General features: G+C 69.6%; 27 protein-coding genes. 13 read left to right on the top strand and 14 right to left on the bottom strand.

The window, feature by feature from the left end; all coding sequences use genetic code 11:
• Positions 1 to 33: 33 nt before the first annotated feature.
• Both EER30_RS03225 and EER30_RS03220 read left to right on the top strand, forming a co-directional pair.
• Positions 34 to 1,167 carry an NAD(P)/FAD-dependent oxidoreductase gene (locus tag EER30_RS03225; protein WP_127498069.1) on the top strand — a complete coding sequence of 378 codons (1,134 nt, stop codon included), beginning with the start codon at positions 34 to 36 and terminating at the stop codon, positions 1,165 to 1,167.
• A 32-nt stretch (positions 1,168 to 1,199) separates the two neighbouring features.
• On the top strand, positions 1,200 to 1,970 hold the full coding sequence (locus EER30_RS03220) for an isoprenyl transferase (RefSeq protein WP_127498067.1): 771 nt from the start codon (positions 1,200 to 1,202) through the stop codon (positions 1,968 to 1,970).
• On the opposite strand, the gene otsB is transcribed toward EER30_RS03220, so the two are convergent.
• The gene (gene otsB, locus EER30_RS03215) at positions 1,971 to 2,777 is read right to left on the bottom strand and encodes a trehalose-phosphatase (RefSeq protein ID WP_127498065.1); all 807 of its coding nucleotides are present in this window, start codon (positions 2,775 to 2,777) and stop codon (positions 1,971 to 1,973) included. It abuts the gene before it with no gap.
• Positions 2,778 to 3,045: 268 nt separating this feature from the next.
• Here otsB and phoH2 point away from each other — a divergent pair, with 268 nt between their 5' ends.
• The 3 genes from phoH2 (at position 3,046) to EER30_RS03200 (ending at position 6,362) form a co-directional block, all read left to right on the top strand.
• Positions 3,046 to 4,455, top strand: a complete 1,410-nt coding sequence (gene phoH2 / locus EER30_RS03210; RefSeq protein ID WP_127498063.1) for an RNA 5'-3' helicase PhoH2 — start codon at positions 3,046 to 3,048, stop codon at positions 4,453 to 4,455.
• A 327-nt stretch (positions 4,456 to 4,782) separates the two neighbouring features.
• Positions 4,783 to 5,505: an aggregation-promoting factor C-terminal-like domain-containing protein gene (locus EER30_RS03205; protein WP_205650095.1), complete on the top strand. Its 723-nt coding sequence runs from the start codon at positions 4,783 to 4,785 to the stop codon at positions 5,503 to 5,505.
• A 68-nt stretch (positions 5,506 to 5,573) separates the two neighbouring features.
• Entirely contained in the window at positions 5,574 to 6,362 is a 789-nt protein-coding gene (locus tag EER30_RS03200; RefSeq protein WP_127498059.1) for a S1 family peptidase, read from the top strand.
• On the opposite strand, the gene EER30_RS03195 is transcribed toward EER30_RS03200, so the two are convergent.
• Positions 6,359 to 7,003 carry a rhomboid family intramembrane serine protease gene (locus tag EER30_RS03195; RefSeq protein ID WP_127498057.1) on the bottom strand — a complete coding sequence of 215 codons (645 nt, stop codon included), beginning with the start codon at positions 7,001 to 7,003 and terminating at the stop codon, positions 6,359 to 6,361. The two genes, EER30_RS03200 and EER30_RS03195, sit on opposite strands and share 4 nt — an antisense overlap.
• Before the next feature lie 64 nt (positions 7,004 to 7,067).
• On the bottom strand, positions 7,068 to 8,111 hold the full coding sequence (gene glpX, locus EER30_RS03190) for a class II fructose-bisphosphatase (RefSeq protein WP_127498055.1): 1,044 nt from the start codon (positions 8,109 to 8,111) through the stop codon (positions 7,068 to 7,070).
• Between the two features lie 100 nt (positions 8,112 to 8,211).
• Between glpX and EER30_RS03185 the strand changes: the two genes are divergently transcribed.
• Positions 8,212 to 8,775, top strand: a complete 564-nt coding sequence (locus EER30_RS03185) for a DUF4245 domain-containing protein (RefSeq protein ID WP_240669722.1) — start codon at positions 8,212 to 8,214, stop codon at positions 8,773 to 8,775.
• Between the two features lies 1 nt (position 8,776).
• On the opposite strand, the gene EER30_RS03180 is transcribed toward EER30_RS03185, so the two are convergent.
• Genes EER30_RS03180 through EER30_RS03170 form a run of 3 tightly spaced genes read right to left on the bottom strand, consistent with a single transcriptional unit; the run spans position 8,777 to position 10,806 of the window.
• A complete protein-coding gene (locus EER30_RS03180; protein WP_127498053.1) occupies positions 8,777 to 8,980 on the bottom strand; it encodes an exodeoxyribonuclease VII small subunit in 204 nt (67 codons plus the stop codon).
• Positions 8,977 to 10,230: an exodeoxyribonuclease VII large subunit gene (xseA, locus tag EER30_RS03175; protein ID WP_127498051.1), complete on the bottom strand. Its 1,254-nt coding sequence runs from the start codon at positions 10,228 to 10,230 to the stop codon at positions 8,977 to 8,979. The genes EER30_RS03180 and xseA overlap by 4 nt, the downstream gene beginning before the upstream one ends.
• Before the next feature lie 9 nt (positions 10,231 to 10,239).
• Positions 10,240 to 10,806, bottom strand: a complete 567-nt coding sequence (locus EER30_RS03170) for a hypothetical protein (RefSeq protein ID WP_127498049.1) — start codon at positions 10,804 to 10,806, stop codon at positions 10,240 to 10,242.
• A 95-nt stretch (positions 10,807 to 10,901) separates the two neighbouring features.
• Here EER30_RS03170 and EER30_RS03165 point away from each other — a divergent pair, with 95 nt between their 5' ends.
• Positions 10,902 to 11,873 (top strand): 4-hydroxy-3-methylbut-2-enyl diphosphate reductase, encoded by a 972-nt coding sequence (locus EER30_RS03165; protein WP_205650094.1) that lies wholly within the window; start codon positions 10,902 to 10,904, stop codon positions 11,871 to 11,873.
• Here the strand turns inward: EER30_RS03165 and EER30_RS03160 are convergent.
• A complete protein-coding gene (locus EER30_RS03160) occupies positions 11,870 to 13,012 on the bottom strand; it encodes a DNA recombination protein RmuC (protein ID WP_127498045.1) in 1,143 nt (380 codons plus the stop codon). The genes EER30_RS03165 and EER30_RS03160 overlap by 4 nt on opposite strands.
• Positions 13,013 to 13,066: 54 nt before the next feature.
• Here EER30_RS03160 and EER30_RS03155 point away from each other — a divergent pair, with 54 nt between their 5' ends.
• Positions 13,067 to 13,819, top strand: coding sequence for a hypothetical protein (locus EER30_RS03155; RefSeq protein ID WP_127498043.1), 753 nt, complete (start codon positions 13,067 to 13,069; stop codon positions 13,817 to 13,819).
• Between the two features lie 10 nt (positions 13,820 to 13,829).
• On the opposite strand, the gene EER30_RS03150 is transcribed toward EER30_RS03155, so the two are convergent.
• The 3 genes from EER30_RS03150 to ychF form a co-directional block, all read right to left on the bottom strand.
• A complete protein-coding gene (locus EER30_RS03150) occupies positions 13,830 to 14,225 on the bottom strand; it encodes a PIN domain-containing protein (protein ID WP_127498040.1) in 396 nt (131 codons plus the stop codon).
• Entirely contained in the window at positions 14,222 to 14,464 is a 243-nt protein-coding gene (locus tag EER30_RS03145) for a hypothetical protein (protein ID WP_127498038.1), read from the bottom strand. Before EER30_RS03145 ends, EER30_RS03150 begins: the two co-directional genes overlap by 4 nt.
• Before the next feature lie 67 nt (positions 14,465 to 14,531).
• A complete protein-coding gene (ychF, locus tag EER30_RS03140) occupies positions 14,532 to 15,617 on the bottom strand; it encodes a redox-regulated ATPase YchF (RefSeq protein ID WP_127498036.1) in 1,086 nt (361 codons plus the stop codon).
• A 124-nt stretch (positions 15,618 to 15,741) separates the two neighbouring features.
• On the opposite strand from ychF, the gene EER30_RS03135 reads away from it, so the two are divergent.
• The 4 genes from EER30_RS03135 to EER30_RS03120 all read left to right on the top strand — a co-directional run bounded on the left by EER30_RS03135 (position 15,742) and on the right by EER30_RS03120 (position 21,040).
• A complete protein-coding gene (locus tag EER30_RS03135; protein WP_127498034.1) occupies positions 15,742 to 17,160 on the top strand; it encodes a DNA-3-methyladenine glycosylase 2 family protein in 1,419 nt (472 codons plus the stop codon).
• 77 nt (positions 17,161 to 17,237) lie between these two features.
• Positions 17,238 to 17,735, top strand: coding sequence for a methylated-DNA--[protein]-cysteine S-methyltransferase (locus EER30_RS03130; protein WP_127498032.1), 498 nt, complete (start codon positions 17,238 to 17,240; stop codon positions 17,733 to 17,735).
• Positions 17,736 to 17,781: 46 nt separating this feature from the next.
• On the top strand, positions 17,782 to 20,319 hold the full coding sequence (valS, locus tag EER30_RS03125; RefSeq protein WP_127498030.1) for a valine--tRNA ligase: 2,538 nt from the start codon (positions 17,782 to 17,784) through the stop codon (positions 20,317 to 20,319).
• A 178-nt stretch (positions 20,320 to 20,497) separates the two neighbouring features.
• The gene (locus EER30_RS03120; RefSeq protein WP_127498028.1) at positions 20,498 to 21,040 is read left to right on the top strand and encodes a hypothetical protein; all 543 of its coding nucleotides are present in this window, start codon (positions 20,498 to 20,500) and stop codon (positions 21,038 to 21,040) included.
• A gap of 23 nt (positions 21,041 to 21,063) precedes the next feature.
• On the opposite strand, the gene EER30_RS03115 is transcribed toward EER30_RS03120, so the two are convergent.
• The 4 genes from EER30_RS03115 to EER30_RS03100 are packed head-to-tail and all read right to left on the bottom strand — an operon-like array spanning position 21,064 to position 23,424.
• Positions 21,064 to 21,909 carry a hypothetical protein gene (locus EER30_RS03115; protein ID WP_127498026.1) on the bottom strand — a complete coding sequence of 282 codons (846 nt, stop codon included), beginning with the start codon at positions 21,907 to 21,909 and terminating at the stop codon, positions 21,064 to 21,066.
• Between the two features lie 50 nt (positions 21,910 to 21,959).
• A complete protein-coding gene (locus EER30_RS03110) occupies positions 21,960 to 22,376 on the bottom strand; it encodes a GtrA family protein (protein ID WP_127498024.1) in 417 nt (138 codons plus the stop codon).
• Positions 22,373 to 23,077 carry a glycosyltransferase family 2 protein gene (locus EER30_RS03105; protein ID WP_205650093.1) on the bottom strand — a complete coding sequence of 235 codons (705 nt, stop codon included), beginning with the start codon at positions 23,075 to 23,077 and terminating at the stop codon, positions 22,373 to 22,375. The genes EER30_RS03110 and EER30_RS03105 overlap by 4 nt, the downstream gene beginning before the upstream one ends.
• Positions 23,074 to 23,424 (bottom strand): DUF2304 domain-containing protein, encoded by a 351-nt coding sequence (locus EER30_RS03100; RefSeq protein ID WP_240669721.1) that lies wholly within the window; start codon positions 23,422 to 23,424, stop codon positions 23,074 to 23,076. Before EER30_RS03100 ends, EER30_RS03105 begins: the two co-directional genes overlap by 4 nt.
• Positions 23,425 to 23,755: 331 nt before the next feature.
• Here EER30_RS03100 and EER30_RS03095 point away from each other — a divergent pair, with 331 nt between their 5' ends.
• Positions 23,756 to 25,492 (top strand): hypothetical protein, encoded by a 1,737-nt coding sequence (locus EER30_RS03095; RefSeq protein WP_127498020.1) that lies wholly within the window; start codon positions 23,756 to 23,758, stop codon positions 25,490 to 25,492.
• Positions 25,493 to 25,520: the final 28 nt, after the last annotated feature.

The following is a 25,520-nucleotide window of genomic DNA, read 5'->3' as shown; positions in this document are numbered from 1 at the left end:
TCTCCTGTTTCCCCGGGTGGGTGGGGGGTTGGGATGGCGGCGCTCGAGCAAACCGATATAGCGGTTATTGGGGCCGGGCCGGCCGGGGCGGCGGCGGCTCTGGCGGCGTGCCGTGCGGGTGCCCGCGTTCTGCTGCTTGACCGCTCCGATTTCCCGCGCGACAAACCGTGCGGCGACGGCATCGCAGCCGAAGCACTAACCGTCCTTGATGGACTCGGCGCGCACGGCATCACCGACGGCTACCCGGCGATCGAGCGGCTGCGACTGATCGGCCCGAACGGCTCAGAGGTGGCGCGTCCCCTGCCGCGCTCCGCCCACACCGTGCCTCGCCGGGTCTTCGACGACCGGCTCGTTCGTGCCGCCGTCGCCGCCGGTGCCGACCTGCGGCGTCACACCGTGCGAGACGTGCGGGCCGATGACGAAGGCGTCACTGTCGACGGCCGCTTCCGGGCCCGGGTCCTGATCGGCGCCGACGGTGCGTCCTCGGTGGTGCGGCGGGCCCTCGGCCACCCCGTGAACCCGCCCGGTCACCTGGCCGTCGCCATCCGCGGATACGCGAGCACCACCAACACCGCCGAGCAGATCATCGTCACGACGGCGCGGCGCTGGCCCGCGTACGCCTGGGAATTCCCGCTCGGCGACGGCACCGCGAACGTCGGCTACGGCGAGGTCCTGCGCGGCGCGCCGCTCTCCCGGGCCTACCTTGTGAAACGCCTGGAGCAGCTCTTGCCCGGCACCGGCGAACCCATCGGCCTGCGCGGCCACCATCTGCCGCTTTCCACCCGGCGCCCACCGCCCGCGACGGGCCGCGTGCTGCTCGCCGGCGACGCCCTCTCGCTGATCAACCCGTTCACCGGTGAGGGCATCTTTTACGCGGTCCTGTCGGGCGCGCTCGCCGGTGCCGCAGCCGCTGGTCACCGAGATGCTGCCGAAAGTTACCGATGTGCTCTTCGTCACCGTCTCGGGCGGCATCTACGGCATTCCGGATTCGCCGCTCGGCTGACCCGCAACCCGAGGGTGGTTGACGCCGCTGTGGACGCGGCCGCCCGGGATGGGCTGGTCTTCGACCGGATGGTGGAGCTCGGCCTCGGTGAGGGGGTTTTTGACCTTCGCACTATCGGTCGCATCGCCGGCCGGTTAGGTCACCGTCGCCCGGCCACCCCTTGAGGTGCCGTCGGCGAGGGCTAGGGTTTGATGCGATGAGATTGCGTTCTTTGATCTACTCCGTCTACGAACGTCGGCTGGCCGGCAAGCTGGTGGGCAAGCCGGTGCCGCAGCACGTCGGCATCATGTGCGACGGCAACCGCCGGTGGGCGCGTGAGATGGGTTTCGTCGACCCCAACGACGGTCACCGTGTCGGCGCTGCCCGGGTCAAAGAGCTGCTGACCTGGTGTGACCAGGCCGGCATCAAGCACGTCACGCTCTATCTGCTGGCCACCGACAACCTGCGTCGCCCGGCCGCCGAGCTCGACCCGCTGCTGAAGATCATTGAAGATCTCGCGACCGAGCTGGCCGAGGACGGCAACCCGTGGCGCCTGCGTCTGGTCGGCGCGCTCGACGTGCTGCCCGCCTCCACGGCCGCGGCTCTCAAGGCAGGCCAAGAGAAGACCCGCGACCGTACGGTCGGGGTCGAGGTCAACCTGGCGGTGGGCTACGGCGGCCGTCGCGAGATCGCCGACGCGGTGCGGTCCCTGCTGCACGAGCAGGCCGCCGCCGGGCGCACGATCGAGGAGATGGCCGAGATCCTCGACGTCGAACACATCGCCGAGCACCTCTACACCCGTGGCCAGCCCGACCCCGACCTGGTCATCCGCACGAGCGGGGAGCAGCGGCTCTCCGGTTTCCTGCTGTGGCAGTCGGCGCACTCGGAGTTCTATTTCCACGACGCCAACTGGCCCGATTTCCGTCGTATCGACTTCCTGCGGGCGCTGCGCTCGTACGCCAACCGGCAGCGGCGGTTCGGGGCGTAGTCAGAAGCGCGCCAGCCCATTGGTGAGGAACTCGGCCACCGCGTCGGGAGAGTCCAGAGTGAGGTCGGCGGCGCTCGAGACCTCGGCCCCCGTCTCCGGGTTGGCCACGGCCACGGCGACGCCGAAGAACGACGGGTCGACCGCCTCGCGGGCACGCAGGGCGTCGAATGCCTTGATGTCTGACATGTCGTCGCCGAAATACCAGGCGCAGCCGGCGTTGCGGACACCCTCGGTGATGACCATGCCCTTGTCCTGGTCGACGGGGGGCTTGAGTTCGACCACCATGCGGCCCGCCTGGATGCGCAGGCCAAGGCGCTCGGCCTGTTCGTGGCCCCAGCGCTCGACCGTGCCCGCCTCGTGGGGCGCGACGCGGTAGTGCAGGGCCACGGAGAGGCGCTTGTATTCGACCAGGACGTCGGCCGGCAGCTCGGCCCGGGCCTGCTCGGCCAGGTCGGACATGGCGGGCACCCAGGGCAGCGCGGCCGGCTCGGTGACGACCTCGCCGTCGTGCCACACCTCGAGGCCGTAGAGGCCGTAGAGGTCGACACGTTCCAGTGAGGCGAATCTCGAGCGCAGGAAGCTGACCGGGCGGGCCGACACGATGGCGACCCGCTGGACGGCCCCGGCGAGCCGCTCGAGCACGCCGAGGACGGCCGGGGCCGGCTGGGACGCGTCGGGGTCGTCGGTGACCGGCGAGAGCACGCCGTCGAAGTCGAAGAAGAAGGTGGTCGTCGCCGCGTGGGCGGTGGTGAACGCCCACGCGTCGTCGATGCTCAGCGGATGGGTCGGTCGCGGAGTCTGTGCCACGACGTCAGATTACCCAACGAGGGTGTTGTTTCATGCCGGAGAATTTTGGTCGTACGGCGGGCGTCGCCGCTTTTTGCGTACTTCCGTGTTGGGCCGATCACCGCTAGCGTTTGAGTCATGGCACGGGGTCATCCCGAGCCAACCGGTCGGCCCGGACCTGCGACAAGTGCGCCACGGGGCCCCGCAATCAGCCCCGTGAACAGAGACGGGCGCCGGAGGTGCGGACCGCGGGCGTCCCGGGTTGCACGCCCGCCGCTGGAGCAGGCCTGTGACATCTCGCCGTTCTGACGCCGACGTTTCCCTCGACGCGGCCGCCGAAGTCTCCACGACCCGCGCGCGCACGGGACGAAAGTCCCGGGACAGGCACGCTGACGCTGAACCGGCCCCCACGGGCCGTGTTTTCGTTCTGGACACTTCGGTCCTGCTGTCCGACCCGGCGGCGTTCCGCCGGTTCACCGACCACGAGGTGGTGATCCCCCTGGTGGTCATCTCCGAGTTGGAGGGCAAGCGTCACCATCCCGAGCTGGGTTGGTTCGCGAGGCAGTCGCTGCGTTTCCTCGACGATCTGCGGGTCAAGCACGGCCGGCTCGACCAGCCGGTCCTCTGCAACGACGAGGGGGGCACGCTGCGGGTCGAGCTCAACCACGCCGACCAGAGCGTCCTGCCGCAGGGCTTCCGCAACGACGCGAACGACACCCGCATCCTGTCGGTGGCCCTCGGGCTCGCCGCTGAGGGCCGCGACGTCACCCTCGTCAGCAAGGACATGCCGCTGCGCGTCAAGGCCGCCTCGGTGGGCCTCACCGCCGACGAATACCTGCACGGCCAGGCCAGCGATCCGACCTGGACGGGCATGGCCGACCTCAAGCTGGGCGAGGAGCAGGTGAACGCCCTCTACGGCGGCGACGAGCTCGAGCTCGAAGAGGTCGCCCAGCTGCCCTGCCACACCGGCCTGGTGATTCACTCGCCCCGTGGTTCGGCGCTGGGCCGGGTCAACCCCGACAAGACCGTACGGCTCGTACGTGGTGACCGCGAGGCCTTCGGCATCCGGGGCCGCTCGGCCGAGCAGCGGATCGCCCTTGACCTGCTGCTGGACGAGTCGATCGGCATCGTCTCGCTGGGCGGCCGGGCCGGCACCGGCAAGTCGGCGCTCGCCCTGTGCGCGGGTCTCGAGGCCACGATGGAGCGCAACCGCCACAAGAAGGTCATCGTCTTCCGCCCGCTCTACGCCGTCGGCGGCCAGGAACTGGGTTATCTGCCCGGCACCGAGAACGAGAAGATGTCGCCCTGGGCGCAGGCCGTCTTCGACACTCTCGGCGCCGTGGTGCACGCCAATGTGGTCGAAGAGGTGATGGCCCGCGGCATGCTCGAGGTGCTTCCGCTGACCCACATCCGCGGCCGCAGCCTGCACGACGCCTTCGTGATCGTCGACGAGGCGCAGTCACTCGAACGCAATGTGCTGCTGACCGTCCTCTCGCGTATCGGGCAGGGTTCGCGCGTGGTGCTCACCCACGATGTCGCCCAGCGCGACAACCTGCGCGTGGGTCGGCACGACGGTGTCACCGCGGTGATCGAGGCGCTGAAGGGTCACCCGATCTTCGCCCACACCACCCTGACCCGGTCCGAGCGGTCACCGATCGCCGAAGTGGTCACCGATCTACTGGAGGAGATTCCACTCTGAGTAGTCGGGGGAATCCGTGAGGTGATCACGGATTCCCCTTTGGAGTGACGCGATTACCGGGTTCTTTCACCCGGTTTGAGCGAGAAATTGTTGTGAGCAAGTTCACAAGACCGCGTCGACGTTTCACATCCACTTCACGTTGCGACATGGTGTCTGTCGAGCGCCATGCGTGGCCGTCGTGGTCGGAGATCGACTTCGAGGTCACCACGCCGATCGAAGCCGATCGGCGTGCCGGCCCGTTCGGGTCGCGGTGCTCGCGGCATGTTCACCACCAATTCCCCTGGTGGCGTGCGTGCCGCGTCATTGCCCCCGACGAAGGGAAACTTCGTGAATCGGCTCTGGAGCCGGGTCGGAGTACGTGTCACCTCGGTCGGCCTGCTGGTTGCGGGCGCCGCCGGAGGCATCTACCTCACTCAGGACCGGGAAGTCCAGCAGCAGAGCGCCGAAGCGAGCGTCGTCGCGCAGGTCGCCGTCGACGACATGCAGCTGCTGAAGCAACGTCAGGCCGAGCACGCCGCCGCCCGCGCCTTCCAGCGCGAAGCGGAGGGTGACGCCGCCGCGAAGGCTGCCACCGCCGCCAAGGCCGCCGCGGGCAAGGCGCACCAGCTCGAGCAGAAGGTCATCGCGACCAAGAAGGCTCAGGCCGAAGCCGCCGCCAAGGCCGCCGCCGAGAAGAAGAAGGCCGCGGCTGAAGACTCGGGCGCCACGCCGGAGTTCACGGGTGACATCCCCGCCTCGTGCAACGAGTTCAGCGGAAACCGGGCCATCGGCTGCACGCTGATGCTCAAGGAAGGCTTCGCGATCTCCCAGTTCTCCTGCCTGGAGAAGCTGTGGAAGAAGGAAAGCGGCTGGAACCACAAGGCGACCAACCCCAGTTCCGGGGCGTACGGCATCCCGCAGGCCCTTCCGGGCAGCAAGATGAAGTCGTCCGGCTCCGACTGGAAGAGCAACCCGGCGACGCAGATCGACTGGGGTCTCGGCTACATCAAGGGCCGCTACGACACTCCCTGCGGCGCCTGGGGCCACTCGCAGGACGTGGGCTGGTACTAAGTAGACAGGTGTGACGACGGGCCGCGCGGCTAACCGCGCGGCCCGTTTGCTTATGATCAAATGTCTGCATGGTCCGAAATGCCGCATCGCTGGTCCTGGCCGGGATCGTGGCTCTCCTGCTCGCCACGGTCGGTGAGCCCGCGAGTGCCGGGCACAGCGCCGCGGCCCCCGGTGGGGTGGTCGGCGGCCTCGTCGCGCCGCAGGGCAAGTTCCCGTGGGCGGTGCGGCTCTCGATGGGCTGCGGTGGCGCGCTGACCGAGCCCCGGGTGGTGCTGACCGCCGGGCACTGCGTCGACGGCACCGGCAAGAACGAAACCATCCAGGTCACCGCCGGGGTCACCGACCTGAGGTCCAGGGGCGCGCTGATCGCGAGATCCGAGCGGGTCATCCGGGCCGAGGGCTTCATCGACGAGACCAAGGGCGACGACTGGGCCGTCATCCGGCTCGACCGGGCGCTGGGCCTGCCCACGCTGCCGCTCGCCCAGGACGCGATCGGCGTCGGGCGTTACATCGTGATGGGCTGGGGGCAGACCCGCGAGGACGCCATCCAGCAGGAGCACCGCCTGCACTACGCGACCGTGCCCACCGTGCCGGACGTGAAGTGCGCGGTGGCGTACAAGAAAATGGGGGTGCAGCTCGTGGCCGACGAACAGATCTGTGCCGGGGCGCCCGGGATCGACACGTGCCAGGGTGACAGCGGCGGACCGATGATCGGCCGTGGCCGGCACGGCGAATGGGTGCAGGTGGGCATCGTGAGCTGGGGGCTGGGCTGCGCGCGGGACGGTTACCCCGGCGTCTACAGCCAGATCTCCACCTTCAAGCCGGCGATCAAGGTGGCCGTGCGCAAGCTGCGTTAGAACTCGAGCGTGGTCGCGGCCGGGCGCACCCGCTTGCGGCGGAAGATGATCGCGGCCAGCGCGCCGCCGAGCAGGCCCAGCAGGTGGCCCTGCCACGAGATCGGCTGGTCGGTCGGCAGGATGTTGTAGAGCTGGTACCAGTAGAGCAGGCCGATGAAGGCGGCCACGCCCAGGTTCCACCACGAGCGCTCGACCAGGCCTCGGGTGAGCAGCAGGCCGAGATAGCCGAAGACGACGCCGCTGGCCCCCACGACCACGCTGTTGGGGTCGCCGACGAACCAGACGCCCAGGCCGCTCACCAGGATGATCACGAAGGTCGACCAGATGAACCGTTTGGCCCCGCCGGCCAGCGCGAACGTGCCGACCAGGATGAGCGGGACGGCGTTGCCGTAGAGGTGGTCCCACCCGGCGTGCAGGAACGGGCTGAACAGCACGCCGTCGAGGCCGTCGATGCGGCGCGGGATGATGCCGCCGGCCACGTCGAGCTGGCCCGCGCCGACACCCACGTCGATGGCCTCGATCAGGAACAGCACCGGGATGACGGCGCACATGGTCACGAACGCCCGGCCCAGGGCCGCGTAGAACGCCTCGGTGCCGAACTTCGCCTCTGCGTCCGCTTTCGCTTGCGCCCCGTAACTCATCTTTCGATACTTCCAGGCAACAGCAAGGCCCGCCAAGGGACGGGCCCTGCTGTTCAGCGAAGTCTCAGACGAGCGGCTCGCCGTCGCCCAACGGCACCGTGGGCAGGTGGCCGTCGAAGTCGATCGCGGAGTAGAGGGCGAGCTTCTCCAGCCGGTGGTACGAGTCGATCACCCGGATGGTGCCGCTCTTCGACCGCATCACGATCGACTGGGTGTGTGCGCCGCCGGCCCGGTAACGCACGCCCTTGAGCAGGTCGCCCGAGGTCACGCCGGTCGCCACGAAGAAGCAGTTGTCGCCGGTGACCAGGTCGTCGGTGGTGAGCACCCGGTCGAGGTCGTGGCCGGCGGCGAGGGCCTTGTCGCGTTCGGCCTCGTCCTGCGGCCACAGCTTCGCCTGGATCATGCCGCCGAGGCACTTGAGCGCGCAGGCCGCGGTGATGCCCTCGGGGGTGCCGCCGATGCCCATGAGCACGTCCACGTCGGACTCGGAGCGCGCCGCCGAGATGGCGCCCGCGATGTCCCCGTCCGAGATGAATTTGATGTTCGCACCGGCCTGGCGCACCTCTTCGACCAGCTTGGCGTGCCGGGGCCGGTCGAGGATGCAGACGGTGACGTCGGAGATGCTGGACCGCTTGGCCCGCGCGATGCGGCGCAGGTTCTCCTGGGTGCCGGCGTTGATGTCGATGACGTCGGCGCAGTCGGGACCGACGGCGATCTTCTCCATGTAGAAGACGGCGCTCGGGTCGAACATGGCGCCCCGCTCGGCCACGGCCAGCACAGCGACCGCGCCCGGCATGCCCTTGCTCATCAGCGTGGTGCCGTCGATGGGATCCACCGCCACGTCGACCTCGGGGCCGGTGCCGTCGCCGACCCGCTCCCCGTTGAAGAGCATGGGGGCCTCGTCCTTCTCGCCCTCCCCGATGACGACGATGCCGCGCATCTGGATCGAGTTGATCAGCTTGCGCATGGCGTCGACGGCGGCGCCGTCCCCGCCGTTTTTGTCGCCGCGCCCGACCCAGCGTCCGGCGGCCATTGCGGCGGCCTCGGTGACACGAACCAGATCGAGAGCGATGTTGCGGTCGAGATCCTGTGGGACCCGTGCTGGCATGGGCGCCTCCTCGCGACGTTGCGGGGCTGGTTGGTCCACCGATCCTCACACGCGCGGACGCGCGAAGTCTCGCCTCGGCGACATGGTTAACAATGGGTGGGTGGAACCCGCATCGCCCGCCCCCGAAGCCGCCAACCCGCCGGTCCGGCTCAGCCGTGGGCAGGAGCGGTCGCCGAAAGACATGTTCATGTCCCTCGCGGTCCTGTTGATCCCGATCGCGCTGCTGCTGACCTTTTACCGGGTCTTCCTCGACGGGGACAAGCCGATCTCGATCGACCCCGCGCCGACCATCCAGGAGGCGCAGCAGTCGAACATCTTCGGCGTGCTGGTGCCCCAGGGGCTCGGCGACGACTGGCACGCGTCGAGCGCGACCTTCAAGCGGGCCGGGAACGGCGCGACGCTACGCCTCGGCTACGTCGACCCCGACAAGGACCCGATCCAGCTCGTGCAGAGCAGCGTGCCGACCGACACCCTGCTGCCCGCCGAGCTGAGCAAGGACGCCAAGCCGGTCGGCAACTTCCGCTCCGCGACCGGCGTCTGGCGGCTCTACGACGCCCGCCCCGGCGAGCAGGCCCTGGTGCTGGCCGACCAGACCCGCACGGTGATCATCGTCGGCAAGACGGACACCAAGAACCTGCAAGCCCTGGCCGAGGCGCTGCGCTGACTCAGTCCTCCGAGCGGGCCGCCCGGGCGGCGTCGATGCGCTCGCGGGCGCCGTCGAGCCAGCGCTGGCAGACGTCGGCCAGCTTCTCGCCGCGCTCCCAGAGGGCGAGCGACTCCTCGAGGGAACTGCCGCCCTGCTCGAGGCGCTCGACGACGGTGGCCAGCTCGGTGCGGGCCTGCTCGTAGCTCAGTTTTTCGTCGCTCACGGGGTCTCCAGTTCCTTGTCGTCGCGTACCGCCGCCCGCAGCTCGCCCTCGGCGAGCCGCACACGCAGGACGTCGTCGGTCTTGACCTCGTCGGCCGCGCGCACCACGTGGCCGTCGGCGCGCTGCACGATCGCGTAGCCCCGCTGCAGCGTCGCCGCCGGTGACAGCGCGCGCAGCCGGGCGACCGTGTGGCGCAGCTCGTCGTCGGCGCGGCGCAGGCGATGCTCGAGACTGCGCACGGCGCGCTCGCGCAGGGCCGTGACGTCGGCCGCGCGCTGGTCGACCAGCAACTCGGGCCGGGCCAGCGAGGGCCGCGACCGCCACGACTCGATGCGGTGGGTCTCGCGGTCGATCAGGGCGAGCACGCCCCGGTCGAGCCGGCGCCGGGCCACCTCGATGAGCTGCCGTTCCTCGCCCAGGTCGGGCACGATGCGCTTGGCCGCGTCGGTCGGGGTCGAGGCGCGAAGGTCGGCCACGTAGTCGAGCAGGGGCGCGTCGGTCTCGTGGCCGATGGCGCTGACCACCGGGGTGCGGGCGCCGAAGACGGCCCGGCACAGTGCCTCGTCGGAGAAGGGCAGCAGGTCTTCGACGCTGCCGCCACCCCGGGCGATCACGATGACGTCGATGGTGTCGTCGTTGTCGAGCACCTTGAGCGCGTCGATGATCTGGGGAACCGCGGTGGGGCCCTGGACCGCCACGTTGAGCACCCGGAAGTCGACGGCGGGCCAGCGGCGGCGCGTATTCATCAGCACGTCGCGCTCGGCCGCGCTGGCCCGGCCGGTGATCAGCCCGATGCGCTGGGGCAGGAACGGCAGGCGGCGCTTGCGTTCGCGGGCGAACAGGCCCTCGGCGGCCAGCAGCTTCTTCAGCTTTTCGAGCCGGGCGAGCAGCTCACCCAGCCCGACCTGGCGGATCTCGTCGGCGCGCAGGCTGAGCGTGCCGCGGGCGGGATAGAACTCGGGCTTGGCGTGCAGCGTGACCCGGGCGCCCTCGGAGAGCTCGGGCGCGCCGGAATCGAGCACGTCGCGGTGGGCGGTGACGGTGAGGCTGAGGTCGGCCGAGGGGTCGCGCAGGGTCAGGAAGACCACCGCGGAACCCGGCCGCCGGCTGATCTGGGCGACCTGGCCGTCGACCCACACCCAGCCCAGCTTGGCGATCCAGGCGCCGACCTTCTGACTGACGACGCGCACCGGCCACGGCTCGTCGGCGGTGCTCTTCGGCGGTGCCGCGCTCGGCTCTGGCTCACTCACCCGGCCAGACTACGGAAGCCCTCCGACATTCTTCGGATCCGCCACCGGCGAGGTCTCGCCCTCCACGTCCGGGGTGTTGCGGGCCTCCGCGTGGCCGGACGTCCGAGGTGCGGGTTTGTCTCGCGGGGGCTTGACGCGGGCGACCACGACCGTCACGAGCAGCCCGGCGCAGAGCCAGAAGAGCAGGTCGACGACCGTACGGTAGAGGTCGAACCGCCACCCGCCGGGATCACGGGCCAGCATCGTGAACGGGAAGCCGTGGCGCACCGCGTAACCCGACGAGCAGCACTCGACCAGCAGCACCGGAATCGCGCTGACGACCAGCCCGGCGCCCGCGACCGAGGCCCCCGCCAGCCAGGCGAAGCGCGACGGCCGACGCCCGACGCGGTCCGCGCCCAGCAGGACCAGCCCGGTCAGCAGCACGACCACGTGGAACATGACGTAGGCGACACCGTCGAGACCCATCGCGAGGTCGAGCCCGGCCAGCGCGACGAAGGCCCAGCCCAGGATGAGCCGGAGCGTCGTCGCCGCCGATACGAGAAAGCCGGGATCTTCATCGTGCGCTGCCTGGGACACGCGTCCGAGTATCCCGACAAAAGCTGCTTTTTACTGGTGAAACGCCCCGAAAGTGCGGGTAACTCGCCCGGGCGGGGCCACGTACCATTGGCCGCGTGACTGAGCCTCGGAAGCGTGTTTTGCTGGCCAAGCCGCGTGGCTACTGCGCGGGTGTCGACCGCGCGGTCCAGACCGTCGAGGAGGCGCTGAAGCTCTACGGCGCCCCGGTCTATGTGCGCAAGCAGATCGTGCACAACAAACACGTGGTCAGCACGCTCGAGTCGGCCGGCGCGATCTTCGTGGAAGAGAACGAAGAGGTCCCCGAGGGCTCGACCGTCGTCTTCTCGGCCCACGGCGTCGCCCCCGAGGTGCACGAGCAGGCCAAGGCCCGCAACCTCAAGGCCATCGACGCGACCTGCCCGCTGGTCACCAAGGTTCACCACGAGGCCAAGCGCTTCGCCGCCGACGACTACGACATCCTGCTCATCGGGCACGAGGGTCACGAAGAGGTCATCGGCACCGCCGGCGAGGCCCCCGAGCACATCCAGCTCGTCGACGGCCCCGACTCGGTCGACCAGGTCGTCGTGCGCGACCCGGCCAAGGTCGTCTGGCTGTCGCAGACCACGCTCTCGGTCGACGAGACGATGGAGACGGTGGCCCGCCTCAAGACCCGGTTGCCGCTGCTCCAGTCGCCCCCGAGCGACGACATCTGCTACGCCACCCAGAACCGCCAGCACGTGGTCAAAGAGATCGCGCCCGAGTGCGACGTGGTGATCGTCGTCGGCTCGACCAACAGCTCCAACTCCGTACGTCTCGTCGAGGTCGCGCTCGACGCCGGAGCCCGCGCCGGCCACCTGATCGACTACGCCGCCGAGATCCAGGACGAGTGGCTCGAAGGCGCGTCCACGGTCGGCGTCTCCAGCGGCGCTAGCGTGCCCGAAGACCTGGTCATGGAGGTTCTGGGCCACCTCGCTTCGCGCGGGTTCGGCGAGGTCACCGAGTTCACCACGGCTGAGGAACGGCTGACCTTCTCGCTCCCGCAAGAGCTGCGCCGCGACATGAAGAAAGCCGCGGCCGCCCAGGCCTAACGCGGTTCCAGCAGCTCGGGGGCCTGCGGCTGCCGCGGGGCCACCTCGAGCTGCGCCGGGGTGGGAATCTCGTCGTTCGAGACGCCCATCTCGGCGAGCTTGCGCGCGCTCACCAGCACGCGAGATTCCAGAGACCCCACAGCCCGGTTGTACGCCGTGACGGCCCCACCCAGCGCCCCGCCGAGCTTGCCCACGTGGTCGCCGAGCGTGGCCAGCCGGTTGTAGAGCTCACGCGCGAGGCTGTGCACCTCGGCCGCGTTGCGGGCCAGCTCCTCCTGCCGCCACGAGAACGCGACCGTACGCAGCAGCGCGATCAGCGTGGCCGGCGTGGCCAGCACCGTGTTGCGGCGGAACGCGTGCTCCATCAGCGTCGGGTCGTGGCGCAGAGCGGCGTCGAGGAACGGGTCGGCCGGCACGAAGAGCACCACGAAATCGGGGGAGGAGTCGAACGCCGTCCAATACTCCTTGGCCGCCAGCGCGTCGATGTGCGCGCGCAGGTGGCGGGCGTGCTGGTCGAGGAAGCCGTCGCGGGTGCGCTCGTCGCGGGCCTCCAGAGCGCTCAGGTAGGCCTCTAGGGGCGCCTTCGCGTCGACCACCACGGTGCGTCCGCCGTGCAATTTGACGACCAGATCGGGGCGTACGCCCGAAAGGTCGGTTGCCGCCGTGACCTGCTCAGCGAAGTCACAGTGTTCCAGCAGGCCGGCCGCCTCGACGATGCGCTTCAGCTGGTGCTCGCCCCAGCGGCCCCGCACCTGAGGGGTACGCAGGGCCGCGACCAACTGCTTCGTCTCGGTGCGCAGCTCACCCGAGACCGCGCTCATCGTGCGCACCTGCTCGCGCAGTTCGGCGTACGCGTCGACGCGCTCCCGCTCCAGCTCAACGACCCTTTCCTCATAGCGGCGCAGCGTCTCGTGCAGCGGTGCGACCGCACGCGCGACCGCTTCCTGCGACTGCGCGGTGGCCTCGTACGACAGCGCGCGCATCGACTGTTCGAGGCGTTCCTCGCCGTCCGCGCGGACCTGCACGGTCGCCTCCAGGCGCGCGATGTCGGCGGCGGCCCGCAGTCGTGCGGCCAGCCACCCCAGGGCGGCCCCGACGACGAGGCAGACAAGCACTACGAGCAGCGTTGAAACAGTCACATACCGGAGATTGCCAGACCGCCGGTTCGTGACCCGCGCGGGTACCGTTTAAACATGAGCGTGTTGCTGATTATCGGCATCGTCATTGTGGCCCTACTCGTCATCGTTCTCGCCCGTCGCAACGGCGCCGCCTCGCAGCAGACGCGGCTCGAAGACGCGCGAGCCGAGGCGCAGCGGTGGTATGAGCGTCTCGGCGGTCAGCTCATGAACCTGCACGGCGACGACGCGGCGGCCCGGCAGGCGCTCTCCGACGCGGGCGAGCGTTACAACGCGGCCGGCGGCCAGTTGCAGCAGGCCAACACGGTCCGGCAATATGAGCTGGCGCGCGAGTCGGCGCTCGAGGGCCTGCAATACGTGCGAGCCGCCCGGGTCGCGATGGGCATCGACCCCGGCCCCGAGCTGCCCGCGCTGGCGGCCGCCCAGGGCGCCGGCCAGCTGACCAAGGAACGCGAGGTCAGCGTCCAGGGCCACCACTACAAGGCCGGCCCGCAGCCCGGCCCCGACACTCCCTACTACTACCCCGGCGGCCGCGTGCAGGGCCGCCCGGTGCCCTCCGGCTGGTATTCGACGCCCGTCTGGAAGACCGCGCTCGGCGCGGGCGCCGGCGCGCTCGGCGGCCTGCTGATCTTCGACGCGCTGTTCTCCCCCGGCTTCGGCGACATGGGCTACGCCGACGGCTACCAGGACGCGGCTCAAGACTTCGGCGGCGGCGACATGGGCAACGGCGACATGAGCGGCGGAGACACGGGCGGCGGCGACTGGGGCGGCGGCGACTTCGGAGGCGGCGACTTCGGCGGCGACTTCTGACCGGTCATGGCTAGAGCCCGATGACCCTGACCCGTTGCCCGCACAGCTTGAGCATGTCGTCGGTATCGGAAGTCAGCACAGCCACCGGCGCGGGTAGCCGTAGAGCCACCTCGGCGACGATGGCGTCTATTGCGTACTTGTGCCCATGAAGTCGTGCTGCCTTCAGCAGCCCTGCACTGCGGCGGGCACTTTCCTTCGTCACTGGCTCAACCCGAATTCGCGACAGTAACCAGGTCAGCCGGGCCATGTCCACGCCGGAGTGAGAAACCTCGATGATCGTGGCGGCGGTCATGGCTAGATCGGCCCCGTCGCGCTCGGCCTGCTCCAGGAGCCGCATCACCTTGCGATCCCGGTCGATCCACCCCGAGAAGCCCTGCGAGTCGAGCACCAGCGACTCCAGGCTCATGCTGCGCGCCTCGTCTCCTCGGCCGGCCCGTGCAGGAGGTCCCGGGCCTCGGCCATCTCCTCGTCGGTGAACGCCCCGAACTCCTCCTGGTAGCGGTCCAGTTCCTCCCGTAGCAGTCTGCGCCGCTCCGCCCGTTCGGCCAGTTCGGTGAGGTAGCCGGAGACGTTGTCGGTATGCGTCTTCATGCTCTCCAGCAGCTCTGCCGGCAGCGTGATGGTGACCTTCTTCGTCCTCGCCATCCCTCGACCATACCAGGGTGTTACCGCCTGGGCCGACCTGAAGACCGGTTTCCCCGCAAGGGCAGGATCAGACGTTGAAACGGAACTCGACGACGTCGCCGTCCTTCATGATGTAGTCCTTGCCCTCCATGCGGACCTTGCCGGCGGCCTTGGCGGCCGACATGGAGCCCGCGGCCATCAGGTCGTCGTAGCTGACGATCTCGGCCTTGATGAAGCCGCGCTGGAAGTCGCTGTGGATGACGCCGGCCGCCTCGGGGGCGGTGGCGCCGACCGGGATCACCCAGGCCCGTGCCTCTTTCGGGCCGGCCGTCAGGTAGGTCTGCAGGCCCAGCGTGTCGAAGCCGACCCGGATGAGCTGGTTGAGGCCCGGCTCGGTCTGGCCGGTCGACTCCAGCAGTTCCTGCGCCTCGTCGGCGGGCAGGTCGATCAGCTCGGACTCGATCTTCGCGTCCATGAAGACCGCCTCGGCCGGGGCGACGAGGGCGCGCATCTCGTTGAGGAAGGCCTCGTTGCCCAGCTCGTCCTCGTCGACGTTGAAGACGTAGAGGAACGGCTTGGTCGTCAGCAGGTGCAGCTCGCCGAGCAGCTCGACGTCGATGCCCGCGGCCTTGGCGCCGGAGTGCAGCGTGACACCGTCGTTGAGCAGCTTGAACGCGGCTTCGGCGGCGGCCACGGCGGGCGCGCGGTCCTTCTTGAGCTTCGCTTCCTTCTGCAGGCGGGGCAGCGCCTTCTCGACCGTCTGCAGGTCGGCCAGGATTAGCTCGGTGTTGATCGTCTCGATGTCGTCGGCCGGGGAGACCTTGCCGTCGACGTGCAGGACGTTCGGGTCGGAGAACGCGCGCACGACCTGGCAGATCGCCGTGGCGTCGCGGATGTTCGCGAGGAACGCGTTGCCGCGGCCCTGGCCCTTCGACGCCCCACGGACCAGGCCGGCGATGTCGACGAAGCTCACCGGCGCCGGAATGACCTTTTCGCTGTTGAACAGCTCGGCGAGCTTGCCCAGCCGGTCGTCGGGCAGCCCGACCACGCCGACGTTCGGCTCGATCGTCGCGAACGGGTAGTTCGCGGCGAGCACGTCGTTCTTGGTCAGGGCGTTGAACAGGGTGCTCTTGCCGACGTTCGGGAGGCCGACGATTCCGATGGTGAGGCTCACGGATCGTTAGTCTACGCAGCGGCGGGCGGAAGAACTTACGCCGTTCCGCCGTGACGGGCCCGGCGTACGGTCATGTCCGAATTCCGCCAGCCATGGCGGGTCGGGCCGGAGCAGACTCGATGTCATGGAACTGGACTTCGAACGGTGCTATCGGGCCGTGGACAGCCGGGACCAGCGCTTCGACGGCTGGTTCTGCACCGCGGTGACCAGCACCGGAATCTACTGCCGCCCGTCCTGCCCGGCGATGACGCCGAAGCGGGAGAACGTCCGCTTCTATCCGAGCGCGGCCGCCGCCCAGCGCGCCGGCTTCCGCGCCTGCAAGCGCTGCCGGCCCGACGCCGCCCCCGGATCACCGGAGTGGGACGTGCGGGCCGATCTGGTCGGGCGGGCGATGCGGCTGATCGGCGACGGCATCGTCGACCGTGAGGGCGTGCCCGGCCTGGCGAGCCGTCTGGGCTACACCGAGCGGCACCTCAACCGCCTGCTCACCGCGGAGCTCGGCGCCGGTCCGCTGGCTCTGGCCCGTGCCCAGCGGGCCCAGACCGCCCGCATCCTCATCGAGACGACCGACCTGGGTCTCTCCGAGATCGCCTTCGCCGCGGGTTTCGGCAGCGTACGGCAGTTCAACGACACGATTCTCGAGGTCTATGCCCAGGCCCCGAGCGGGCTGCGCGAACGGCGTCCGGCCTCTCGGGGCGAGGCGGGCACGATCAACCTGCGGCTGGCCTATCGTTCGCCGCTCCACGCGCCGGCGCTGCTCGACTTCCTCGAGACGCGGGCACTCCCGGGGGTGGAGGAGCGCGCGGGTAACACGTACCGCCGGGGTCTGAACCTGCCGCACGGGAGCGCCACCGCCGCGCTCACGCCGGCCGACCGCTGGGTCTCGGCGACGCTGCGGCTCAGCGACGTGCGCGATCTCGCGCCGGCCGTGGCCCGCTGCCGGCGGCTCTTCGACCTCGACGCCGACCCCGAGGCGGTCGACGCGACGCTGGCCGCCGACCCCGCGCTGAGGGACATGGTGCTGGCCGAGCCGGGCGTGCGGGTGCCGCGCTCGGTGGACGGCTTCGAGATGGCGGTGCGCGCGATCGTCGGGCAGCAGGTCAGCGTCGCCGGTGCTCGCACGACCCTGACTCGCATGATCCGCCCCTTTCGGAACTCGGACGATCTCGTCGGCTTCCCGTCGGCAGCCGAGGTCGCCGACCTGCCGGACAGCGCGTTCGGCATGCCGGCAGCCCGGCGCGAGACGATTCGCCAGCTGGCGAACGCGGTGGCCGACGGCAAGATCGACCTCGACCCGGGCGCCGACCGCGACGAGACGGTAGCCCGGCTTCAGGAGATCCCGGGGATCGGCCTGTGGACAGCGGGCTACGTCGCGATGCGCGCGATCGGCGACCCCGACGTCTTTCTCCCCACCGACCTGGCCGTTCGTCGCGGCGCCGCCGCGCTCGGCCTTCCCAGCAGCCCAAAGGCCCTTTCCTCGTACGCCGAGAGGTGGCGGCCGTGGCGCTCCTACGCCCTCGTTCGTCTGTGGCGCGCGGCCTAGTTGTCCACAGCCCGACAAGATCTTTCCCACGGCCGCCCGCGACGGGCCAGGCTGTGGGCCAACCCCTGGAGGACGTGATGTTGAAATACCGCACCTTCACCACCCCGGCCGGCCCGTTCACGGTCGTCGTGAGCGACTCCGGCGCCGTTCGCGCCTCCGGTTTCACCGCCGAGGTGAGCGAGCTCACCGAGCTCATCCATCCCGCCCTGCTGGCCCCGGCCGAGCCGGCCGACGATGTGGGCCCGGTCACGGATCATCTACGGTCCTATTTCGACGGTGACAAGGCCGCTCTCGGCGCCGTCGTGGTCGAGCAATACAGCGGCGGCGACTACATGCGCCACGCCTGGCAGGTCATGCGTGAGATCAAACCCGGTGCTCCGGTGACCTATTCGGAGTTCGCCCGGCTCTCCGGCCGTCCCGCGGCTGTCCGGGCAGCGGCCGCCGCGTGCGCGCGCAACCCGGTCGCGCTTTTCACCCCGTGCCACCGCGTGCTGCGCCTCGACGGGTCGCTCGGTGGTTACCGCTGGGGCCTGCCGGTGAAGCGGCGGCTGCTCGACTTCGAGGCGGCGCCGTGAGGTTAATAGCAGGTCGATGTCCGCGCCCGGCCGTAGCATTTGCGCCATGACTGATACGGGAACGACCGGGCGCGCCGGTCTCCCCGAGCGGCCGTCGCTCGACGGCCTCGAGGACAAATGGGCGCGCACCTGGCAGGAGGAGGGCACGTACGCGTTCGACCGCTCGAAGGAGCGCTCGGATGTATACGCGATCGACACGCCTCCGCCGACCGTATCGGGCGAGCTGCACATGGGGCACGTCTTCTCCTACACCCACACCGACACGGTCGCGCGGTTCCAGCGCATGCGCGGCAAGACCGTCTTCTACCCGATGGGCTGGGACGACAACGGTCTTCCGACCGAGCGCAGGGTCCAGATCGTCTACGGCGTCCGCTGCGACCCCGCGCTGCCCTACGACCCCGACTGGCAGCCGCCGGCCGAGCCGCCGAAGCAGGCGCTGGCCATCTCCCGGCGCAACTTCGTCGAGCTGTGCGGGCGGCTGACCGTCGAGGACGAGAAGGCGTTCGAGGCACTCTGGCGGCACCTCGGGTTGTCGGTCGACTGGGACATGACCTACACGACGATCGGCCGCCGGTCCCAGGCCGTCTCGCAGCGCGCGTTCCTCGACAACCTCGCTCGCGGCGAGGCCTACACGGCCGAGGCCCCGACCCTGTGGGACATCGGCTTCCGCACCGCGGTCGCGCAGGCCGAGCTGGAAGATCGCGACAAGCCCGGCGCCTACCACCGGCTGCGGTTCCATGGCCCCGACGGTCCGATCGAGGTCGACACGACCCGCCCCGAGCTGCTGCCGGCGTGCGTCGCGCTGGTCTTCCACCCGGGCGACGAGCGCTACGCCGGTCTGACCAGCGTCCGCACCCCTTATTTCGACGTCGAGGTTCCGGTCTATGCCCACCCGATGGCCTCGGCCGACAAGGGCACGGGCATCGCGATGGTCTGCACGTTCGGCGACCTCACCGACGTCACCTGGTGGCGTGACCTGCAGCTCGAGACCCGCGTCGTGCTCGGGCGCGACGGCCGGTTCCTGCCCGACCGCCCGGCCGGGGTCTCCGAGGCGGCCTATCGCGACTTCGCCGGGCTGACCGTCAACGCGGCCCGGCGCGAGATCGTCCGCATCCTCACCGAGACCGGTGACCTGCTGGGCGAGCCGACGCCGATTGTGCATCCGGTCAAGTTCTACGAGCGGGGCGACTCGCCGCTCGAGATCGTTACCAGCCGGCAGTGGTTCTTCCGCAACGGCGGCCGCGAGCCCGAGCTGCGCGAGCAGCTGATCGCCCGCGGGCGGGAGCTCAAGTGGTTCCCCGACCACATGCGCCACCGCTATGAGCACTGGGTCAACGGTCTGACCGGCGACTGGCTGGTCAGTCGGCAGCGCTTCTTCGGCGTGCCCATTCCGGTGTGGTACCGGCTCGACAACGCTGGCGAACCGGACTACGCAAAGCTTCTCATACCGGACGAATCCGCGTTGCCGGTGGACCCGTCCTCGGAGTGTCCGCCGGGCTTCGACGAGTCCCAGCGCGACGTTCCGGGTGGCTTCACCGCCGACCCCGACGTCATGGACACCTGGGCCACGTCGTCGCTGACCCCGCAGGTCGTCGGTGGCTGGCACGGCGACGACGATCTCTACCAGCGCGTCTTCCCGATGGACCTGCGACCGCAAGGCCAAGAGATCATCCGGACCTGGCTGTTCTCGACCGTCCTGCGTTCCCACCTCGAGAGCGACGTGCTGCCGTGGAGCACGGCCGTCCTCTCCGGCTGGATCCTCGATCCCGACCGCAAGAAGATGTCGAAGTCCAAGGGCAACGTCGTCACCCCGATGGACCTGCTGGTGCAGAACGGGTCCGACGCCGTGCGCTACTGGGCGGCCAACGGGCGGCCCGGCGCCGACCTGGCCTTCGACCCGGCCCAGATCAAGGTCGGCCGGCGGCTGGCGACCAAGCTGCTCAACGCGTCGAAGTTCGCGCTCGGGCTGGGCGCGGGCGAGGCGCTGCGGCAGCCGGTCACCGAGCCGCTCGACCGGGCGATGCTGGCCCGGCTCGCGACGGTCGTGACCACGGCGACCGAGGCGTTCGACCGCTACGACCACACCGACGCGCTGCAGGCGACCGAGGCGTTCTTCTGGACGTTCTGCGACGACTACATCGAGCTGGTCAAGGAGCGGGCCTACGCGTCCGGTCCCGCGGCCGACTCGGCCCGGGCGGCGCTGGCGGCCGGGCTGTCGGTGTTGCTGCGGTTGTTCGCGCCGTTCCTGCCCTACGTCACCGAAGAGGTCTGGTCGTGGTGGCGATACGGCTCGGTGCACAAGTCGACCTGGCCGACCGTCTACGAGCTGACCCGGGTCGCCGGCGAGGGCGACGCCGGACTGCTCGACCTGGCCGGCGAGGCGCTGCGGCAGGTGCGGCGGGCCAAATCTGACCGCAAGCTGTCGATGAAGGCCGAGGTGCCGCTGGCCGAGGCGCTCGGTCCGGCCGAGCTGCTGGACCGCCTGGCCCTGGTCGAGAGCGACCTGAAATCGGCCGGGCGCATCGCCAAGCTCGACACGCTGCCCGGCCGCACCCCGGAGTTGGTAATCGCCTGCGCGTTCTGATCCGACCCGCTCAGCACGACCCGGTCCCGCGAAAGCGCGACCCGGGCCCGCGAAAGCGCGACCCGGGCCCGCGAAAGCGCGACCCGGGCCGCGTTCCTCAGCGCCGCGTTCAGACAATCGGGCTCCGGCTCTGGCGAAACTGCCGGAGCCGGGGCCTGCGGCAGGGCAGCATGAAGGCATGCCGATCGCGCCCGAGCAGGTCGAGGCGCCCGCGCGCGACGCCGTGCTGTTCCGGTCGTCGCCGATGCGGTCGTTCCTCGTGATCTTCGTGCTGCTGATGTTCTCGTTCGCGCTGGTGTCGCCGATCGTGGCTCTGCTGAGCGACGGGACGGGGCAGCCGTGGTGGCAGACCGGGTTCCAAGCCGCGGCGATCGGGGCGCTCGCGGCGGGCGCCTACGCCTATTCGACGCGGGCCTCGCTGACCACGTGGGTGCGCATCTCGTCCGGCGGCCTCGAGCTCGCCGCCCAGGACAGCGACCCGGTCCTGCTGGCCTGGACCGACATTCAGCACGTGACCGTGCGCCGCGAGGCCTTCAAGAACGTGCTGGAGGTGACACCGGTCGACTTCGACCGTGTGCACCCGGTGCAGGGCGAGGAGGTCGGCCCTCCGGTCATGGCCGAGACTCCCGAGGGCCCGTCCTTCACCGCCGACCTCAGCGAGGTCTGGCCCGGCCCCCGCCGCCTCCGCCGCGAACTGGCCAGATACCTCCCGTCGGACTGAATCGCGCCGCCCGGCCAGGCCGGTCAGCCGGCCTGGGTCCGGATCACCCGGTCGGTCTCGTCGAGCCAGGCGTGCACGATGCCGTCCATCACGCGGGGCTGGTAGTCGCCGCGGATGAATCTGAGGCGGTTGCGGCCGAGGCCGTCCGCCTCCAGCTCGGCGACGGTCCGGCCGACCACGGTCCGAGCCGTCGACTCCGCCCGGGCCCGCATCCTGCGGCGATCGAGGGCGATGTGCTGCAGGCCCAGATCGCTGAGCCGGTGCACGACAACGCGGTGCGTCTCGGTGAGCCACCCGGATTGCCACATGCCGTGATCGGTGGACCACCAGTCGACCGTGCCGGCCGGGGCGTGCGACGGCTCGGTGTACGGGTTGCCTTCGACCCCGACGCCGGCCCGGGCGGCGTCGCGCCCGTCGCAGAACTCGCACGTCTCGTCGGCGTTGTGCATCTCGCCCGGCCGTTCCTGGAGCAGAAGATGCGGCATGCGGGTCCGCTCCCACTTCCACCATCGCACCACCTCGCCGGCTTCTTCCCGGGACGGGTAGAGCCTCGGCCCGCCGGGTTGCCCCATCGCCGCGTAGAGCTTCGGGCTGTAGACCGGTCTGACCCGGTAGTTCACCAGGTAGTCGGTGTTCATCACGAGCCGGATGAGGCTGCGGCCCCCGGTGCCGCGACGGGTGCCGACCACGTAGCGTTGGTCGCCACCGTCGCCCCAGATGACGGGCAGCACCCAGATTTTGGCGCCCGGAACGAAGTGCCGTGTGCCCGGTCGTTTCCGGCCCGCCCGCTGCCGCACGAAGGCATCCCGGCTCACGGTGGCCGCGACGCCCCACGTCAGCGGCTCACTGGGCGAAGACTTGTCGTTCACCCCGCGATTAGACCAGTGAACACCCGCCACATAGGACGAATTAAGCGGCGTCAGACGAAGACGTACTTGCGGGAGACGAAGTAGTTCGCCGTCGAGAGGACGGCGGTGGTGAGGATCTTGGCGATCAGGTACATCAGTCCGAGCGCGGTCAGGGCCTTGACCAGCAGCACGGTGACCAGCAGGTTCGCGGCGACCAGGGCCAGATATCGGGCGAGCTGGTGGTGCAGCCGGCCGTCGGAGGATGACGACGAGAAGGCCCACTGGCGGTTCAGGACGAAGTTGACGACGAAGCCGGTCAGGAAGGCCAGCGCGGTCGCCGGGGAGAGCCACAGGCCGAACACTCCGTGCAGCACCCACAGCAGGCCCGCGTCCACGACGACGCTGGTGCCTCCGACGATCAGGAACCGGAAGCCGCTGCTGCGAGTCACGCGCAGGGCGGCCCGGCCCAGCTCTACGCCGGTTGTCAACGGCGGACCAGGGCCAGGAGCAGGGCGAGCCCGGAGCGGAGCAGGTAGATCATCGACTTCACCGGGGAGGCGCTGGGGGTGCCGCCCTGGCGGGGGCGCATCGAGACCGGGACCTGTCTGATCACGTAGCCGGATCGCCTCGCCTGCACGATCGTGTCGACCGTGTCGCCCAGGTATTCGACCGGGAAGTTGCGTGAGTAAAAGTTGATCAGCTCGCCGCGGCAGGCCCGGAAGCCCGAGGTCGTGTCGGTCAGCCGCGTACGGGCGATCGCCGACAGCGCCTTCGACAGCAGCTTCATCGCCCACTGCCGCGGGCCCCTGACCTGGTATTCGCCCTCGCCGGCGAACCGGGCGCCGATGACGAGGTCGGCGGTGTTCAGGGCCAGCACCATGTCGCGGATGTACCGAGGGTCGTGCTGCCCGTCGGCGTCCATTTGCACGGCGACCTCGTAGCCGTGCTCGACGGCGTACCGGTAGCCGAGCCTGCGGGCGCCGCCGACCCCGAGGTTGTAGGGCAGCCGGACGACCTTCGCGCCTGCTTCCCGCGCGACCAGGGCGGTCGCGTCGCCGGAGCAGTCGTCGACGACCAGGATGTCCATGCCGGGGATCTCGTGCTGAAGCTCCTTGATGACCGCGGCGATGGACTCGGCCTCGTTCCACGCGGGCAGGATCGTCAGGGTGCGGTCGGCGGTCGCGGTCACGGCGTTTTCGCTCCCTCGCGCAACTCCTGCAGTTCGGCCACATCCGCCCTAAGTAGAGCGATTTCTTCGGACAGGCTGCGGGTTTCCTCCTCGAGGCGGCTGCTCTCCCAGGAGAGATGCGCGGCCACCGCGAGCAGGAAGGCGATGCTCAGGAAGAGGAAGAGGCTCAATCCGGACGCGATACCGAGAAACGAGGACAGCCCGTCGAGCAGCGTCGGAACGAACGACAGCGGAAGCACCGCAAGTGCCACCAGCAGCCACAATGCACCGTACTTCTCGCGCAGTTGCCGTCGTCGCAGCAGTTCGAAGATGCCGACCAGCATGATGAGCCCGGTCGTCGCCGTCACGAAAATAAGCCTCATTGATATCCCCCGCTATCCCCGTCCCTTCAACGAGCGGACCCTACTGTATGATGCGGGCCGCAAGGGGTCGAGCGAGAGCAACCCCCACTCGGTTCCCGTTGTCCTTCGGGTGAGTGACAGTGGACGAAGCAAATACCCACTGTGGTTGTCCGGGTGTGTGCGCAGCGTAACTGAGGGCTACCAGCCCGTTGCTACCGTGTCGCCGATCAGTTAGTGACGTAGCCACCGGCACCTCGGACGGTCGCGTGGCCGGCATCTCCGGCCGTCTGCCGATGCCCAGCGGTCCGCCCATTCAGGCAGGAAGAAAACGATCACCATGGCGACTGAGGTCATGCCGATCCCGCAAGCCCTGGCGGTGGCACCGGAAAAGCGCCACGGCCGCACCCGATGGCTGGTCATCACCGTCTTGGCCGTGGGCTGGCTCGCCGGAGTGGTGTGGCGGCTCTGGCTCGGCCATCAGATCACTCACCCCATCGCGCACGCCGATGAGGACAGTTACCTGAACGCGGCGCGGGCGATCGCCGGCGGTCCGGGCGGCTTCAGTTCGGAGACGCCGCTGCTGCGCCGCATCGGCTACCCACTGCTCGTCTCGCCCGCCTTTTTGTTCGGCCTCGACTTCGTGACGTCGTACAAGATCGTCCAAGTCGTCAACGCCCTGATCAGTGCCCTGACGCTGCCGGTGGCTTATCTGCTGGCCCGCCGGATGTTCGGGCTGAAGACCTGGATCGCGATCGCCGCCGCGTTCGTCTCGGCCTCGATGCCGGCCGGCGTCTTCTGGTCGCTGACCGGCATCACCGACTCGATCATGGCGCCGGTCCTGCTGGGCTGGTTCCTGGCGATCCACTGGTGGCTCACTGATCCGCACCGCAGGATCGCGGCGATCGCCACCGGCGCGTTGACCGGCGCGCTCTACCTGATCCACATCCGCGGCACGATCCTCACCGTCGTCCTCGGCGCGTTGCTGGCCTGGATGCTGTTCCGGCGACGCGCGAGCTGGGGCGTTGTCGGCTGGGCCGCGCTGCCCGTGGCGGTGGCCGTTGTTCTGAACCAGGCCGTGATCTCCCTGGTCGGCGACAAGGTCCACCTGCGCGGCGACATCGTCGGCGGCGGCACCACCGAGATCCTCACCGACGGCCAGCGCCTCACGGTTCTCCTCTCCTCGGCCGGCACCAACATCTGGTACATGTGCGTGGTGACCGGCGGTCTGGCCGGCATCGCCTGGGCGGTCAGCGCCCTCGAGTTGTTCCGGCCGACGCGTGACCGGGCGTTCCGCGGGACCTCGGCCGTGGCGGTCCTCAGCACGCTCGGCGTCACCCTCGCGGCGGCCGTGGTCCTGGCCGGTCTGCTCGACACCCGGGCCGACGCGATCTACTCGCGCTACGTGCAGGTCTTCGTCCCGTTCTGGATCTTGTTCGGCTTCGCCGTGCTGGCCGGCACCAGGCTGCGTACGCGCCTGAAGTACGCGGTCCTGCCCGCGCTGATCCTCCTCGGCGGCGGTGTCGTGATCGCGTACCGGCTCGACTACGTCGCCGAACGTGGGAACAGGCTGGGCTACGGCGCGTTCGGTGGCCCGGACTTCATCACCATCACGGGCGGCTTCAGCTCGATGCGGCCCTATGTCGGTGCCGCGATCGGCCTGACCGGCTTGATCGTCTTCGTGGCCCTCGTGGGCGTACGCCGGCTGATGATCCCGTTGCTCGCGCTGGTGGTGCTGGCGAACGTCGTGACGATGTCGGTGATGCGCGATCGGGTGATTCAGCCGCTCGCCAACCGCTACACCCTGCCGGTGAACCTCGAGAAGATCGGCGTCGGCCCCGGTGACTCGGTCGCCTTCACGCCGAGAATCTCCAACGAGGCCTACTACGTCCTCTACCACGACGTGCACTGGACCGAGTTCACGCTGCTCGACGACGACACGCAGCCGGGCGACTTCGACGTCGTGGTCGGCCGCTACTACCCCGACCAGAAGATCAACTGGGACGGTCAGAGGTACGGCTACGAGCTTCTGCTGGCCAGCGACAAGGGCCGCTTCTCAGTCTGGCGCCGCCGGTAGGGCGACCGCCGGGGGAGTGTCCGGCGAC

Origin of the sequence: Actinoplanes solisilvae (assembly GCF_003999975.1) — a bacterium.
Classification (GTDB): Bacteria; Actinomycetota; Actinomycetes; order Mycobacteriales; family Micromonosporaceae; genus Actinoplanes; species Actinoplanes solisilvae.
The sequence above is the reverse complement of the archived record's forward strand: the minus strand, read 5'-3'. Positions and strand labels throughout refer to the sequence as shown.